This is a genomic window from Aquirufa lenticrescens (genome assembly GCF_019916085.1).
GTDB classification, from domain to species: Bacteria; Bacteroidota; Bacteroidia; order Cytophagales; family Spirosomataceae; genus Aquirufa; species Aquirufa lenticrescens.
This window is the reverse complement of record NZ_CP049834.1, coordinates 1,581,212-1,596,986: the sequence shown is the minus strand read 5'-3', so window position 1 is coordinate 1,596,986 and position 15,775 is coordinate 1,581,212. Positions and strand designations below refer to the sequence as shown.

The window sequence follows — 15,775 nt, the reverse complement described above, 5'->3', positions numbered from 1 at the left end:
CTGGATACTGACTACTAGTTCTCCATCAAATACGCCTTAATAAACTCGTTGATCTCCCCGTCTAAGACCGCATCGGTATTCGATGTTTGGTAATTCGTGCGGTGATCTTTCACGCGGCGATCATCTAATACATAGGAACGGATCTGCGAACCCCACTCGATTTTCTTCTTGCCTGCCTCCACTTCGGCACGAGCAGCGTTGCGTTTATCGATTTCGATTTGGTATAATTTGGACTTCAATAAGCGTAATGCCACCTCTTTGTTCATTAATTGTGAACGCTCCTGTTGGCAAGCGATAATAATTCCGGAAGGTTTGTGGGTCAAACGAACGGCGGTTTCCACTTTGTTCACGTTTTGGCCCCCAGCACCACCTGAACGGAAGGTATCCCATTCAATGTCGGCTGGATTGATTTCAATTTCGATGGTATCATCTGCCAAAGGGCAGATATAAACAGACGCAAAAGAGGTATGTCGGCGTGCATTCGAGTCAAAAGGAGAAATACGCACGAGGCGGTGAACTCCATTTTCTGATTTTAAATTACCATAAGCAAATTCTCCGTCAACTTCGATGGTCACGGATTTGATTCCAGCTACGTCCCCAGGGTTTTCATCCACTAAACGCACTTTGAAGCCGTTCTTTTCTGCCCACATGTGGTACATGCGCAATAACATGGCGGCCCAGTCTTGGGATTCGGTTCCACCAGCACCGGCGTTGATTTCTAATACGGCGCTCATGTTGTCGCCTTCGTCCGACATCATTTTGCGGAATTCCAAAGCCTCCAGGTTTGCCTCCAGCTTTTCGCCTTCTGCATCCACTTCCGCCTCGGTGGCTTCACCCATTTCGTAAAATTCCCAGATGGTTTCTAAATCACCTTGCGTATTCGCGAGTTTATCGAATCCATCCGTCCAAAACTTCAGCCCGCGCATTTCGCGCATCGTGCCTTCGGCTTTGTCAGGATTGTTCCAAAATTCGGGATCCAAGGTGACCGTCTCTAGTTCAGAGATTAAATATTTCTTGTGATCGTAGTCAAAGATACCTCCTTAAAGCCTCTATTCTGGCTTTCAGGTCATTGAACCTGTCTCTAGTCATGTGTTTTTCTACTTAATAAAGTGCAAATATACCCGATTTTGTGCTAAATTGCGGCCTCATTCATTTAAATCAAGCAATAAAATGGCGCAACAATACGATTTGATCGTGGTAGGCTCAGGCCCAGGGGGTTATGTAGCAGCTATCCGAGCTTCTCAATTAGGTTTAAAATGTGCAATTGTAGAGAAAGAATCCTTAGGTGGTATTTGCCTAAACTGGGGATGTATTCCTACTAAAGCCCTTTTGAAATCTGCCCAAGTTTTCGAATACATCAAGCACGCTGCTGATTACGGAATTACCGTAAAAGGTGCTGAAGCAGATTTCTCTGCAGTTATTTCCCGTTCTCGTGGCGTGGCAGATAGCATGAGCAAAGGCGTTCAGTTTTTGATGAAGAAAAATAAGATTGACGTGATTATGGGTTTTGGTAAAATCCAACCTGGTAAGAAAGTCGAAGTAACTGATGCAGACGGCAAGAAAACCGTTTACGAAGGAAAAAATATCATGATTGCTACGGGTGCTCGCGCTCGTGCATTGCCTAATGTGCCTATCGATGGCGAAAAGGTGATCGAATACCGCAAGGCGATGAGCTTAGAGAAACGTCCAGATTCAATGGTCGTAATCGGTTCAGGAGCTATCGGCGTTGAATTTGCGTACGTTTACGCAGCGATGGGGACGAAAGTAACGATCGTAGAATTCATGCCAAACATCGTTCCTGTAGAGGACGAAGATGTTTCCAAAGAATTAGCGAAGCAATACAAGAAAATGGGTATCGACATCTTGACGTCTTCGAGCGTGGAGTCAGTGGATACGAAAGGAAAAGGTTGCAAAGTGAGCATCAAAACGCCGACGGGTAACCAAGAAATCCAATGCGATATCGTTCTTTCAGCGGCGGGTGTGATCTGTAATTTAGAGAACATCGGTTTAGAAGAAGTAGGCATTATTGTAGACAAAGGTCGTATCCCGGTGAATGCTTGGTACGAAACGAATATCCCTGGTTATTTCGCGATTGGCGATGTGACTCCGGGTCCGGCTTTGGCACACGTTGCCTCAGCAGAAGCGATTATTTGTGCAGAGAAAATGGCTGGTCACAAGACCGAAGCTTTGGACTACACAAACATCCCAGGCTGTACGTATTGCTCACCAGAAATCGCGTCAGTTGGTATGACAGAGAAAAAAGCAAAAGAGGCTGGCTACGATATCAAAGTGGGTAAATTCCCATTCGTGGCTTCTGGAAAAGCTACGGCAGCAGGTGCTCGTGATGGTTTCGTGAAAGTTATTTATGATGCCAAATACGGTGAATTATTAGGCGCGCACATGATCGGTTACAACGTAACGGAATTGATCGCTGAGGCGGTGGTGGTTCGCAAGTTAGAAAGCACGGCTTACGAGATTATGAAAACGGTTCACCCTCACCCGACGATGTCAGAAGCCTTCAAAGGCGCGACAGAAGCGGCGTATGGAGAAGCAGTAGATTTGTAATCTTCAGATTGACTTAAAAAGAAAGAGGAGCTCAAAAGGCTCCTCTTTTTTTTAGTTCAATTTTACCTGAACACTTTTATAAGCAATCCTGCTCTTCGGATCGTGTGCCTGAATGGCGATGGTTCCGGGTTGAATTCTTTTCTTGTCTGCTGGTTCATCGTATTCGACTACTGTTCTACCATTGATCTTCGTAGTGATGTGTTTCCCTTCCACTTTTACGTATAATTCAAACCATTCTTCGTCGTGCACTAATTTTTCTGCCGTGTCGATAATGCCATAGAGACTCGCCGTTCTGCGCCAATCCGTGTGGGAATTGTTGACTTGTATTTCGTGGCCTTGGGATGGCCAGTCGCTGGGTTGAAATGCCGTGCAAACATATAAACCGGAGTTCGCACCTTGATACGTTTTAATGAGAGCTTTTACTTCAAAGTTTTTAAAGGAATGATCTCCTACTGATCCATCATAGAACAGGTGCCCGCGAGGGCCTTCGATGCGTAATTCGCCGTCCTTTACTTGAAACGAATTCGGATTTTCGCTGGCTTTCCAGCCTGTTAAGTCGCGGCCATTGAATAGTTCGACCCATTGGGCGCGGGCGGAGAAATTTAATAAGAGTAGAAGAATGAAGAGGTTTTTCATGTTAACTTATAGGTTTAATTTATGGAGGTAAATATTAACTTAAAAGTTTAAAAATGAAAGGTAAATTATAATTCTAATGCGATAAATGTTTCGGGATTTACTACCTGGATGTTTGCCTTTTTAAAGTCCTTCAAATTTCTAGTCACGATGATTGTTAGGTGATTATCCAAGGCACAACAATATTGTATCGCGTCTTCAAAATCAATAAAATCAGAGGCTATGGCTAAATCAATGGTCTTGCTATCAACCGGCAAAACATGAACAAGTGTTTTAAATTTCAACAAAGTGAGTCGAGACTGACTACTTGAATATTGAGACCTTAAGACATAATCAATATTGGAGAAAGTAAGAGAGGATACATGTAACTTTATCTTACCTAAATCGGCAAGTGAAAATAAAATTTCTGCCGGTTTAGCAAAGGGTTGCCGCCCAGACAAGAGGTCGATACATACATCCGAGTCAACAAATACGTTCGTCATACTATTTCGAATATTTGTCTTGTATGTATTTTTTGTATGCCTCTTTTGAATCAAAATTCTCAGGAAGATTGACTATTCCTGATAAACTTTTGACAAAGGGGGTGACCTCGTGAATAGGTCGAGGCTCCACTAACATCCCTAGATAAGACTCAATTAGCTGAGAAAGACTTGTATTTTTCATTTTAGCATAGTTTTTTGCTTGCTCAATTATGTCTTGATCTAGCTTTAAAGTTAGTTTAGCATCCATAGCTTTTAAATTTTATACGTGCAAATATAATTAATTTGTACGTATAATTTTCAAAAAGACGCTCGTTTAAAAGATTAAATTAATCTGTCTTGAAAGTAGCTGATGAGATCGCTAACTACAAGAATAGAGATGATATTATGAGAGAATTATCAATTACTTGATACCTTAAACGGCTTATGCTCCTTCAGATACCCCTCCCATTCCTCGCGTGAACCGCGAAAGACATTGAGGTCGACATCGTGGGTAATAGCGGATAAGTCTGCCTTAATGTTAAACTGCCAAAAAGTGCAGTCCATCATGGCTGGTCGCCAAGAATTAGTCGAGCTTAACCAAAGGGTGTGGTCGTCAAAGTCGTCACTGATAAAATCTGAATAGCCAATCCCATTGGTGTAGATGATGGGCTTCAAACCGGTTTGGCGTTTGACTTCTTTTACAAAAGCGCGCAGACGATCAATCACTTTTTCGCGTGGCACACTTGGATTGTTTTCGTGCTCCACATCTACTACTAAGGGAATTTGGAATTCTTTACCTTCCAAATGGTTTAAAAAATGTCGTGCCTGTGATTTACCGTCTAAGTCAAATCTGAAAAAATGGTACGCGCCTATGGCGATATCTTTTTCGCGAAAGGCGGAGTAGTGCTTTGAAAAGTCTCTATCCGTTAAAGTAATTCCCTCTGTCACCTTCAGAAACACAAAATCTAGCGAGTCTAATTCGTCGTATTTAATTCTTCCATTATGATGGGACAAATCTATGCCGCGCACCTCGTAGGCATTGCCTAATGCCCAAGGATTAACAGCTTTTTTATCTTTGAGCTGAGACCAAACTAAAGCACCCATACAGGCAAAAAAGAGAAGGAAGATGGAGGGTAGCATTTTGGGATTCATTTAAGTCTTATTTCAATTGTCCGCGAAAAGAGGGAAGAAAATATTCTGCTACATAATACATCGCATAGTAATAACCGTTGTAGATTAAATTACCCAAAATGGCCCAATAAAAAGCCATCGTGAATTGCCCACCACCAAATAATGCGGGAATGAAAATAAAGAGAAATAACATCCAGCGACGACGGCGTTTTGATTTGATATAGCGGTTAATCAATACATAGACATAAAATAATGCACTATATATTACAACAGCCAATATTGCCCAAATTTGAAGTCCAATGGAAGTTCCCCCGGTAATATGTTTCACTTTAAAAAGCAAAGGCAAGGCGATACTAAAGGCAATTGTTTGGAAGATAGATGCTGATATGGGAATGACTAGGAGATACAGAAATAACTTCAAGCAAAATAGGCCCACTAATTTCCAGTTAATTTTTGAGATCATTTTTTAGAAAGTATTTAAATACAGGAACTAACACATAATAAATCGCACACATACTGAATGTCCCCCAGACAATCCCTGCAGAAGGTGCCCGAAAATCAGCTATTGTAGCCAGCCAGCCTAGTAAGAAGATGAAAATCATTAAAGAGTTGCGCAAAAAGGTGTTTATCTTCCATGAGAATACCCATAGATTTACGAAAAACACGGCTGTTTGAAATAACCAAAATAGGTTTCTTGACACAATTTCCATATCTAATAATACATAAGGGGGAAATGCGTTTCCATAGTAATCTTTTAAAATGATAGGGAAAACGAAATAACAAAGCGCAAAGGAGAGCAAGGGTATTAGGCCTAGAAAGAGAACTTTGTGGTTTGAGGGGATGGTCAACATGTTACTTATTATTTCCGGTTAAAATAATTTGTCTCTTCTGGTTATCAATCGTGATTTTACCATAGCGGCTCATAGCACTTTGGCCAAAAAGCATACCAGCTGTGCGGTTTTTAGTGACAGAGGCGCGCACGTTTTTCAATACCAATCCGCCTATTTCCACTTGTTTTAACATAATGGTACGCGACTTTTCTTTCTCGCCATTTGCCAATATATACGTGGCCGTTCCTATGTAATCCTGATCGCTTAGAAATCCGTTTTTGATCATAAAGTCAACCTCTGTTTGAGAGATAGAAATATCGCTGGCGCCAGTATCGAATAGCATACTTAAAGGCAAACCATTGATTTTACTTTGCACTTCATAGGTTCCTCCACCGGTGGGTTTAAAAGGAATAATATAGGTACCCACGATCATATTGGCTGATTTTTCGCCGGCAACCCCTATAGGCTTCGTGGAGGCAAATTTTGCCTTCCAACGGGTAATGAGTGATTTGAATTCTGGAAGATTACGGACATTGTCTAGATCATCGTCTTTCGCTAGGTGTTCGAAATCACGGTAGCCATTTGTAAAGGCGGTATCTAAATAGGCGATGGATTGCGGATAAAGTTTCAGTAAGGAATACAGGCAAGCAGCATCGTAATAATTGCCTTCTTCTGGGAATTGAATGAGGGTTTTGGTCATCCAAGCTTTGGCTTGATCATATTTGCCTAATTCGAAATAGCCGTAGTGGCGCGAATTTCCGCCAGAGCCTACAATGGTATCTAATTCCACTACTTTCCTAAAATCGGCATTCGCGCGTAATGTGTCTTTAAAGTGTTTTGCATACAGTCTTCCGCGATGCAAATAGGTGTAGGCGTAATTGCGGTCGATTTCAATGCCTGCAGTATAGTCTTCGAGTCCGCCTTCAGGATCTTTCAAAAATTCATCCTTCACCCATCCGCGGCGGTAGTAGTACCAAGGTTGTTCTGGATCCATTTCGATGGCTTTGTCAAAATCCTTGATGGCGGCGGCATAATTTCCGATTAGGCGGTATTCATCTCCCCTATTCCCAAAATCAAGGGCAGAGCTCGAGTCTAATTCAATCGATTCAGTGAAATCTGCGATGGCTTTATCGTGTAATCCCATTTCGCCATATAGTTCTGCACGGGATGTTAAAATAGCACTGCGGTAGTTATCGGGGACCATTTCAAATATTCTAGTAAAGTCAGCTAGGGCATTTTTGTAGTCCTTTTTATAGCGATAGAGTTGAGAGCGAACGTAAACCCAAATGTCCTTTTGGGGATTTTCTTTAATTAATGAGCCAATTTTCGCGAGTCCTAGGGTGAAATTTTTCTTCGAGAAGGTGATGAAATTCCCTCTAATACGGGAATTTTTTTCGTCTAAGCTTAATGCGGTGTAGGAGTCAATGATGGCTAAATCATATTTGCCTAATTTAAAGTTTGCATAGGATCGATTGTCATAGGCTGAGGCAAAGGCGGGGTCTAATTTGATGATCCGGTCCGAGACTTTGATCACTTCAGTATATTTGTCTTGTGCCATATACACGCTTGTCATCAAGTCTCTAGCTTTGATATTTCCTTCGTCTAATTCTAACACTTTATTTAAGTCTGCGATGGCTTTATCGTATTTCTCGAGTCCATAGTAATCGGACGCACGGCCATAGTAAATGGAGATTTCTGAGGGGTTTAATTCAATGGCTTTGGCATAGCTGGCTTCGAATTTTTCCAAATCATCCAGGTGAAAATAGATATCCCCTTTTAATTTCCAGGCGTAGGCGACTAGGGTGTCCGAGGGAGTAAGATGTGTGATGGCTAAGTTGACCTGGGATAAGCCTTGGGCGTAGGTCTCTTTTTCCACGTTGATTAAAGCGAGGTAATAGTAGGCTTTTCCTTCTTTCGGGTTTTGGGCGATTTCTTTTTTTAGGAATGCCAAAGCTTCGTCGTATTTTTCTTCCCCGTAATAATTGATCCCGGATTGCAGGTTATAGGTTTGGGAGAAGGTGTTGAAGCTTAGTGCTAGAAGGAGGATGAGTAGGGTATTTTTCATGAGGGGGTTAAAAGGGGGTAGTTATGATAAGTCAAATATGGGCGACCAGTTCTTATTACGTGATTTTAAAATATAATAAAACAGGTTATCTCGTAGGTAATACATCTGATCTTCCTCTGTATAGGAGAAGAAATCCTCCCAAGTGATGTCCATATATTGCTTTAATAATTGAGCATAGTGTTCGGTATACAGCGTAGAGAATTCAAAGATTTTCGTGAGGTCTTCTTTGTGAATGTGAATTCCCAAATGGCTAATGCGGTAGTACTCTTGACTGTTGCAATCGCAATCAGAATTGTAAAAAAGGTGCTCCGCTATTTTTTCATTTAGGGCTTGATACGAGAATAGCCAGTTAGTTAAATTGCGTTCTTCGCTCATATCAAACTTGCTGTAATCGTCTAGTGCGAAGAAGGCGTTCCAGCCTTCTTGGTCCATGAAAAGATAAGCAGTGAAGACGGCATCGAATAGGTAGAAGAATCGATCAAATCCTTCGTAATATTTGAGTTCTTTTTCTACTTCATGGAAGAGCTCGGTGTATTGATTTACTACGGCTTTTAATTCTACCATTCGATAGTTCAGTACTTCTCCTGATAGAATGTCAGCATAAGCCGCATCACATCGTTGGAGTAGATCAGTATATTCTGCATCGGGAATAAAATCTGGTGCGGCGTCTAAGCCTGGAAGCCATTCGAACGGGTCGATGGTACGATCGAAGGTTAGGTCTATCATCTTAACAAGAAATAAAGTGCGATCGTGATTAAAATACTAGCGACGATGGCGATGATGCAACCAAAAGCCGCACCTTCATTTTGAATTATAGAATGTTTTGGGGGACTATGTTGTGCAGTATACAGCATTTCGTCAGAATCCACCATTTTACGTTGCTTACTGTAGAATACGTTTTCTTGCACGGAGGTGGGCGCTGAAATAAGATTAGTCTCCATATCGGCCCGCCATTCATTCATTTTCGCCTTCATTTCAGCCTTCTTTTCAAAGGTGATGAAGGCTTGTTTGAATTCTTCCTCGAAAGCGGCGTCGATGACCATATCTTTCGACTGTATCTTGAGATAGACAAGTCTTAAATTTTCAAACTCGTCCTCAGTGATTAATCGGTAGAATTTAGATTTCTCATAATAGACATTTTCTTGAGCTTGATTCATCAAGTCTAAAAAAACGTTGAGATAGTCACGTACTTGTGGCGAAAGTGATTGCCACACTTTATCGCGTTCTCTTGGGTCCTCTATTGTTAGATACCCATACATTTCTTGGTATATCATCGTCTAGAAGAATTAAGGTTTAAACGTCTTTCTATTTCTCTGCGGGCATTGACTAAACAACGGTATTTTTGATTCCGAACATTCGCTGCAGAGGTGTAGCCTAAGCGGTCAGCGATTTGTTGCATGCCTATTTCTCGGAAATAGAAGAGTTGAAAAATTTCGTAGCAACGGTTTGCTTGCGTTCGCATTAATTCTACCACTTCTAAAAAGATGGTTTGTCGATTTGCGTGTTCGTCCTCGTCTATCTCGACTTCAATGGCTAGGTCTAGTTCGAATTCTGAGCTGATCGAAGTATTAATGGGTTGCCGCCTGTACTGTCTTAATAAAATATTCCTACAGATCGCATTTAAAAAGGTTTGTATAGAACAGGTCAAAATGAAGGCAGGGTTTTCCATTCGATTTAATAAGACCAAACAGGCATCTTGGAATACATCTTCTAGATCGAAACCAGCTCGAAAATGAGTTCGCATAAAGCGGATCGCATTGGAATGGCATTGCTCATAAATGATTCGCCAGGCTCCTTCCCTATCTATGTGGAAGAGCGCTAAAATTTCATTGTCTGTTTCAGGTAATCTATCGGGCATTGAGGGATCGTATTAGAATCGAAATTAGATTATTTTTCATCAAGAAAAAATTTTGGGTGACGTTTTGAAAATTGTGGTATTAACGAATAAAACATCTAAAAAATTTAATCCAATTCTTATGAAAAAGTCAAAGACATTTTACCACATTATTTTAGATCAAAGCGGATCTATGTCAGATTGCGTCAATCAAACACTTAGCGGTTTGGCGAATCAGCGGAAAGAAATTTTAGCACTTGCGAATGAGTTTCCCGAGCAAGAAATTCGAGTGGGTTTGACTGTTTTTGACCATCATATTAACATTAAATACCGCAATTTATCTGTCATGGAATTATCAAAGATGGATGGTTTTGAGTACAGACCGAATGGTCAGACTGCTTTATTAGATGCCATCGGGATGAGCGTGGCAGATACACAGCGTTTGATGGGAAATGAAGATTCTGCTGTGATGATTATTTTAACAGACGGGTATGAGAATGCTTCGAAAGAATATACTCACGAGAAGATTAAGAATTTAATTCAGGCTAAAGAGGCGACGGGTAAATGGTCATTTACTTATTTAGGGGCTACGCTGGATGCGGTGGAGATTGCAAGGAGTATGAACATTAAGGAAGAGAATAGTTTTGCGTTTGAAAAGAAGAATATGGACAAGGATGCTTTTGGGAGATCGACGATGGCGTTGAAGAGTTTATTAGAAATATTTAAGAATGAAGAGGATTAGTTTTATAAAGGAGATCGGCTTATGGTATGCCGATCTCCCTGAGTTTCTAGAGCAAGGCTTAGGGACGAAGAATAATTTATTGATGGTAGATGGGGCTGATACGTTTTTGGATTTATTGAGTAGAGGCGGGGATAGGATTACACTTGATATTAGTCTAGTGGAGTTCGAAGGGTATTATGCCAAATTGGAAAAGGTAGTGATGGGGAAAAATCAAGAATTATTGGATGCTATGGGGCACGAGCCAGTGGAATATGGTGCGTATTATGAGGTCAATGAATTAGATGGGAAGAACTTTTCGCATCCCTTGTGGTTGTGCCCGGTAACGGAGTATGTGTTTGGGGAGTATCCGATGAAGATGTGGGTAAGGGTGGTTGACCGTTAGATAAGTTTAACTAAATAAATACGAGTCACAATTTATATTATTTAAATTGTATTTTAAAACGGTAATTTAAGTATAAACCAAACAACTAGATTTAGAGTTATCTCTCCAAAAAAATATTTTAAGGTAAAAGAGTAGCGGGAATGAAAATTAATTATTCAAAAAAATGACAGAAAAGCAAAAACTTGAGACAGAAGAAAAGATATGGAATCTTTTAAACGGGTACGAACATATTTTCACAACTGTGCAACCTACTCTAACATATTCCATAGCTTCAGACAGATTTTATATGAAAAAAGAATTATTAAGAAAATTACCGAAGGAGATAAAAGACGAACTACTTGCTATTTTGGACGAATGTAAATAACACAAAAACGGCAATAATAATTTTCAATACCCAAATATCAATTTTGTACAAGTTTGGGGACTTAGTGTAGATTATAAAAATGCTGAACTCACTAAGCTTTTCATTAAATGTAACAACTTTAATTATGTCTGAACATAACAACATTCAAAATGCTTTTCAACAAGCAGAAGAGGAACAACTGCTAAATATCCCAGCAAAACGTATTTTAGAAAAGACAAAAGATATTCCATCTGACGCAAATAAATTAAAAAGAAGATGGTTTTGGGAGTTATTACAAAATGCCTCTGATTACAATGAGGAGGTACATGTGATTTTAGAGCTCTATTCCGATAAAATTATATTTAAACATAATGGCCTCCCTTTTTCACCAATGGATGCAAGAAATTTAATTGCACCAGATTCAGGCAAAGATAACACAGATTTGAGATCAGAAGATACTATAGGACAATTTGGGACAGGTTTTATTTCCACTCATGTATTGTCTTCAATTATTACTGTAGAAGGTATTGTTAAAGTTAACAATCAATATGCGCCATTTAAATTTGATTTAGATAGAACAGGGTATAATGACAAAGAATTATTAAAATCTTCTTTAAGTAATGCAAGTAAACAGCTTAAAGAAGAAAAAAGCCTTGTGGTATATCATTCAAATAATTTTAATACAATTTTCAGTTATGATATTACAAGACCATTACCTGGAATCAATATTGATGAAGTTATTAATTCTGGCCTTGAGTATGTTAATGAGGTACTTCCCTACACATTGGCATTTATGCCCAAAATAAAAAAGGTAACCATCTTAAATCACAACACAAAACATTTAAAATTTTATAAGCGAGAATATACCCAAAAAACAGGTGATAAATTTTACGTCTCGATTGTTACAGATGTCAATAATTGCGGGATTCATGAAGTTGAAACTAAGGAATTCATATTATCATCTATAAATAACACTACCGTAATTGTAAGTGTAAATGATAAAAAAATATTGCCATACCCGAATCAATTGACGAAATTATTCTGTTCACTACCAATGATAGGCACTGAAAATTTTGCCTTTTCAGTTGTAATTAATAGTCTAAAATTTAATCCTAAAACTGAACGCGATGGAATTCGACTATCTCCTGTTGAAGAGTCAAATAGGGAAATATTAATTTTTGCAGTAGACGCATATAAAATTCTTATTTCCAAATTGATTCAAGAAAATTACTTTGATTTTTATAATTTAATTAAGTGGCAAAGACATAATTCAGATGACGAAAATGAACGAAAATGGTACAGTTCTACAATTTTATTACCACTGAAAGAATTTTTATTAGAACAAAAAATTGTCATTTCTAAAAGTGGAATTAAAATTAAGTTCGATGATGTTAAAATCCCTTATTTTCCAAATGATGATAAAAGCCTCAAATATTTAAATGACTTTTATGAAATAGCATCTATTCATAATCCAGATTATATTCCACAAGAAATAGATTTTCCTCATTGGTATAACAACATTGATTTTACTGTGTTTGCTCAAACAAAGTATGAGTTAAAAGATCTATTGTCCGAAATACATAATTTAAACAGTTTAGAAAACTTAAGTCGTACTATCGCAGAACCAATATTATGGTTGAATTCATTGATTTCCCTAGTTTTAAATGTAGATGAAAATTTATTAGATCAGTATGCAATTATACCAAATCAAGTCGGCAATTTTCTATTTAGAAAAGATGAAATTTTTTATGATCAGGACCTAGAACCTAAACTTATTGAAATATTTGATGCTATAAATGATAAATCGTATAAGACTTATTTACTTCATAAATCTTTAGAGGGTTTAATTAGTTTATTACCAAAAGAAAGAATAAAAAATGAAAGTATCCTTTGTAAAGCAATTGATGATTGCTTTAGTGCATTTCCAGAAAACGAGAGGACCAGTTCAAAATTCCATGTAGGTCTACAGTTAATTTTTAAATGGTTAGCAGATTGTGGTAAAGATGAGAAAGAACTTAAAGAACTATTCAAATGGTTTTCACAAAAAAAACCACAATTATTTCTAGAAACGATTCCGGATTATGATAGGGATAAAGTTTTATCAATAGCACAAAGTGGAAAATTAAATTCTTTGTCTAAGCTAGCAGAATCCAATATTTCAAAAGAAGAACTAAATATGATAACAGCCAATGTTGAGGGTGTTGTTCATTTGGCAAGTATACTCGAAAATATTCCAGGTGGGTTGAATATATTAATTCAATATGCTGAACAATTACAAAAAGACGATGAAGATTTTAAGTTCAAATTAGAAATTGGAGAAAAAGTCGAACATGTCTTAAAAGAGGCTCTAATTAATTCTGGACTAAACACTGATTGCACTAAAATTGATCACAATGGCATAGGTTCTCATGATTTTGAAATCCGTAATTTGATTAATGGCAAACAATTTTACATTGAATTAAAATCATACAGTAAATTATCAATAGGGCCACTCCATGTGGCTCCTAGTCAAGCTAAATTTGCTTATTCCCGTCCTTTAAATTACTGCCTAGCTGCTATTGAAAGACCTTTATTTATTGAAGATGTAACTGAAGACTATATTAAAATTAATTTAAAGGCTAAAACAAATATTACTGAAATATTATCAAAAGGTTTAGCTGATTTTGAAAAATATAATCAGATTACAAATGACAATAATTTGTATTTAAATTTAAGAGAGGCTATTAGGTTAAACATCTCAAAAAATGAGCTAAATACAAATGGAATGACATTTGTTCAGTTGATTGAAAAAATCAAAACCCACCTACAATAAACACAGAACAATTACATATTTTCCTAAAGCAATTATAGTTACATTTCATCAATTCCTATGGTGGCAAGAAAGCCTAATTAAAGACCTTCAGAATCTAGTGATTGAAAAGCAAATTTTAATTAAAATTGCAAAGAGCAATCAAATTATATATAATATTTTTAAGGCTTAAGTAGGTTATAAATTATTATTCCAGATGCTAATTAACCCGATATTTAAAGCTTTGACACTCTAAACCAAGGGGGATTTTAGTCTTTCAATTTGTCATTAATGACCCCGCTATTAATTGCATTGATCTGATTTTGCAAATTGACTTCAATTTGCAAAATCCTATTTAATTCACCCATAGTTTTAAATATAGCGGTTGCTGTAAACCGTATATTACCTGGTCGATTTGCAACTTCCTGCCACCTACCTAATGCGGCAAATGGCAATTCTACATTATCTAGATCTATTGTCCAGTCTAAATAAGCCATTTGTGCCTTGTAGATATGTAGAGGGTCGTGTCCATTTTCCTTCTCTTTGCAAATTCCCAAATAGTTACCCGCAGCACTAAATCTGCCAGCCACAATTGTAAGAATTTCCAAATTTTCTGCTATTAACATTTCTTCTACCGTCATCATAATTTGATTTAATTTCAATGGTCAAAGTAAATACCTATATATGCAAGACATCTGCATACTTTATGTTACAAATACAATAAACTCGCTTTTTGAAATTCTTGCCTTAATTCCTCAGCAAATGTTATAGGCTCCAAAACCTTCAGATTCGCACCAAAAGAAAGAATTTGATTTTTCAACTCTCTGTTTAAAATTACATCCATTTGAAAAATAACCTTGCCTTCTTCTTCCTTAATCCGCTTATGACTCGGATGCATGGGCTTGGATGCTATGTATTTATAGGTCAAGGAATCCGTTTCTATTTTTATAATTTGAGATTCAGCATCTACGAACCGAGTTACACCGATCACATCCGCAAAATAATCCATTTGCCATTCGATATTAGAAGCAACGTATTTTCCAGATTTAAAAACTTCAAGTCCTTGAATCCGATCAAATGCAAGATTCCATGTTTCGATCCCTAATTCCTGATTTAAGCCGAATACAAACCATCGCCGATTGTATTCTTTAATATAATATGGATGGAATAGAATGGTATAAGACTCTTCCACTTTAAAATCTTTATATTCCACCTGCAATACTTTTTGATTGACAATCGCATCATATAATTTCAAAAACAAATCTTGCACTTTGCAATCTTGTTCATTTCTACTAAACTCAACTACTGGTTTTTGGTCGCCAAGCAAATTTTGAAATTTGGGCAAAGCATCCTTCACCCATCCAAAATCATCAAGACCTTGTATTCGTTGAAGGACAAGAAATGTTTCCTTTAACTTTTCAATTTCTCGATCATTGATGGAAACCTTATTAATTGAAAAATCAAGATCCTTATATCGATAATAATACTGTTTGCCTTGTTGTAAATCTTCATCAAACTCCACTTCATAGTTTTCAACCATGTACTTAATGTCAGCACGTACTGTTCGAACACTTATTGAGCCAAAGTCAACCAATTCTTGATTAACCTTTTTGACCAAATCCTTGAAAGTATATTTGATAATCCGATTTGAAAAACATTTGTCTAATACTTGATAACGTTGATACTGATTTTTAACCATGTTCAATATATTTTCAGCAATCTAAAAAATAATTTTATCTATGCAAATAAGCTGCACACATACATCGCAATTTTACATCGTCGAAAGAGACAAATGCTTTTTGCCTCACAAGCAATTTGGAAAGCAATCAAAAAAAAATTAATTTAAATAAGTTCTTTGAATGTCTGCCGTAACAAATTGAAATTCGCCATTTGGAGATTGTATAAATCTCAAATCGGATGGTATTCTGGATATTTCAGGATGAATGTTTCTTGGTTTTTATATAATATTTAAAAATTAAGAATATTATTATTTTTATTATT

16 protein-coding genes are annotated in these 15,775 nt (G+C 37.5%); 4 read left to right on the top strand and 12 right to left on the bottom strand.

The genetic code is table 11. The features are described 5' to 3' along the window. Positions 1-14: 14 nt before the first annotated feature. A protein-coding gene (gene prfB, locus G9X62_RS07225) for a peptide chain release factor 2 (RefSeq protein WP_223130062.1) occupies positions 15-1,089 on the bottom strand; the annotation gives its coding sequence in 2 pieces (ribosomal slippage) (positions 15-1,028 and positions 1,030-1,089; 1,074 coding nt in all). 81 nt (positions 1,090-1,170) lie between these two features. Between prfB and lpdA the strand changes: the two genes are divergently transcribed. After that, entirely contained in the window at positions 1,171-2,565 is a 1,395-nt protein-coding gene (gene lpdA, locus G9X62_RS07220; protein ID WP_223130061.1) for a dihydrolipoyl dehydrogenase, read from the top strand. Between the two features lie 51 nt (positions 2,566-2,616). Here lpdA and G9X62_RS07215 read toward each other — a convergent pair whose 3' ends face one another. The 9 genes from G9X62_RS07215 to G9X62_RS07175 form a co-directional block, all read right to left on the bottom strand. Then, positions 2,617-3,201, bottom strand: coding sequence for a 3-keto-disaccharide hydrolase (locus G9X62_RS07215; protein ID WP_223130060.1), 585 nt, complete (start codon positions 3,199-3,201; stop codon positions 2,617-2,619). 65 nt (positions 3,202-3,266) lie between these two features. Further along, entirely contained in the window at positions 3,267-3,680 is a 414-nt protein-coding gene (locus G9X62_RS07210) for a type II toxin-antitoxin system VapC family toxin (RefSeq protein WP_223130059.1), read from the bottom strand. 1 nt (position 3,681) lies between these two features. After that, complete coding sequence (locus G9X62_RS07205) at positions 3,682-3,927, bottom strand: DUF6364 family protein (protein WP_223130058.1); 246 nt, start codon at positions 3,925-3,927, stop codon at positions 3,682-3,684. 149 nt (positions 3,928-4,076) lie between these two features. Next, a complete protein-coding gene (locus G9X62_RS07200; protein WP_223130057.1) occupies positions 4,077-4,811 on the bottom strand; it encodes a glycoside hydrolase family 25 protein in 735 nt (244 codons plus the stop codon). Between the two features lie 7 nt (positions 4,812-4,818). Then, positions 4,819-5,253, bottom strand: coding sequence for a hypothetical protein (locus tag G9X62_RS07195; RefSeq protein WP_223130056.1), 435 nt, complete (start codon positions 5,251-5,253; stop codon positions 4,819-4,821). A 389-nt stretch (positions 5,254-5,642) separates the two neighbouring features. Next, on the bottom strand, positions 5,643-7,685 hold the full coding sequence (locus tag G9X62_RS07190; protein WP_223130055.1) for a tetratricopeptide repeat protein: 2,043 nt from the start codon (positions 7,683-7,685) through the stop codon (positions 5,643-5,645). 21 nt (positions 7,686-7,706) lie between these two features. Further along, positions 7,707-8,411 carry a hypothetical protein gene (locus tag G9X62_RS07185; protein ID WP_223130054.1) on the bottom strand — a complete coding sequence of 235 codons (705 nt, stop codon included), beginning with the start codon at positions 8,409-8,411 and terminating at the stop codon, positions 7,707-7,709. Beyond that, positions 8,408-8,959, bottom strand: coding sequence for a hypothetical protein (locus tag G9X62_RS07180; RefSeq protein WP_223130053.1), 552 nt, complete (start codon positions 8,957-8,959; stop codon positions 8,408-8,410). Before G9X62_RS07180 ends, G9X62_RS07185 begins: the two co-directional genes overlap by 4 nt. Continuing rightward, the gene (locus tag G9X62_RS07175) at positions 8,956-9,543 is read right to left on the bottom strand and encodes an RNA polymerase sigma factor (RefSeq protein ID WP_223130052.1); all 588 of its coding nucleotides are present in this window, start codon (positions 9,541-9,543) and stop codon (positions 8,956-8,958) included. The genes G9X62_RS07180 and G9X62_RS07175 overlap by 4 nt, the downstream gene beginning before the upstream one ends. Before the next feature lie 118 nt (positions 9,544-9,661). Here G9X62_RS07175 and G9X62_RS07170 point away from each other — a divergent pair, with 118 nt between their 5' ends. From G9X62_RS07170 to G9X62_RS07160, 3 genes are all read left to right on the top strand, one after another. Next, the gene (locus G9X62_RS07170; protein ID WP_223130051.1) at positions 9,662-10,261 is read left to right on the top strand and encodes a vWA domain-containing protein; all 600 of its coding nucleotides are present in this window, start codon (positions 9,662-9,664) and stop codon (positions 10,259-10,261) included. Further along, positions 10,248-10,643 (top strand): DUF6717 family protein, encoded by a 396-nt coding sequence (locus G9X62_RS07165; RefSeq protein ID WP_223130050.1) that lies wholly within the window; start codon positions 10,248-10,250, stop codon positions 10,641-10,643. The genes G9X62_RS07170 and G9X62_RS07165 overlap by 14 nt, the downstream gene beginning before the upstream one ends. Positions 10,644-11,131: 488 nt before the next feature. Further along, a complete protein-coding gene (locus tag G9X62_RS07160) occupies positions 11,132-13,798 on the top strand; it encodes a sacsin N-terminal ATP-binding-like domain-containing protein (RefSeq protein ID WP_223130049.1) in 2,667 nt (888 codons plus the stop codon). Between the two features lie 245 nt (positions 13,799-14,043). Here G9X62_RS07160 and G9X62_RS07155 read toward each other — a convergent pair whose 3' ends face one another. Both G9X62_RS07155 and G9X62_RS07150 read right to left on the bottom strand, forming a co-directional pair. Continuing rightward, positions 14,044-14,418, bottom strand: a complete 375-nt coding sequence (locus tag G9X62_RS07155) for a hypothetical protein (protein ID WP_223130048.1) — start codon at positions 14,416-14,418, stop codon at positions 14,044-14,046. Between the two features lie 65 nt (positions 14,419-14,483). Then, positions 14,484-15,473, bottom strand: a complete 990-nt coding sequence (locus G9X62_RS07150; RefSeq protein ID WP_223130047.1) for a helix-turn-helix transcriptional regulator — start codon at positions 15,471-15,473, stop codon at positions 14,484-14,486. Positions 15,474-15,775 lie beyond the last annotated feature (302 nt).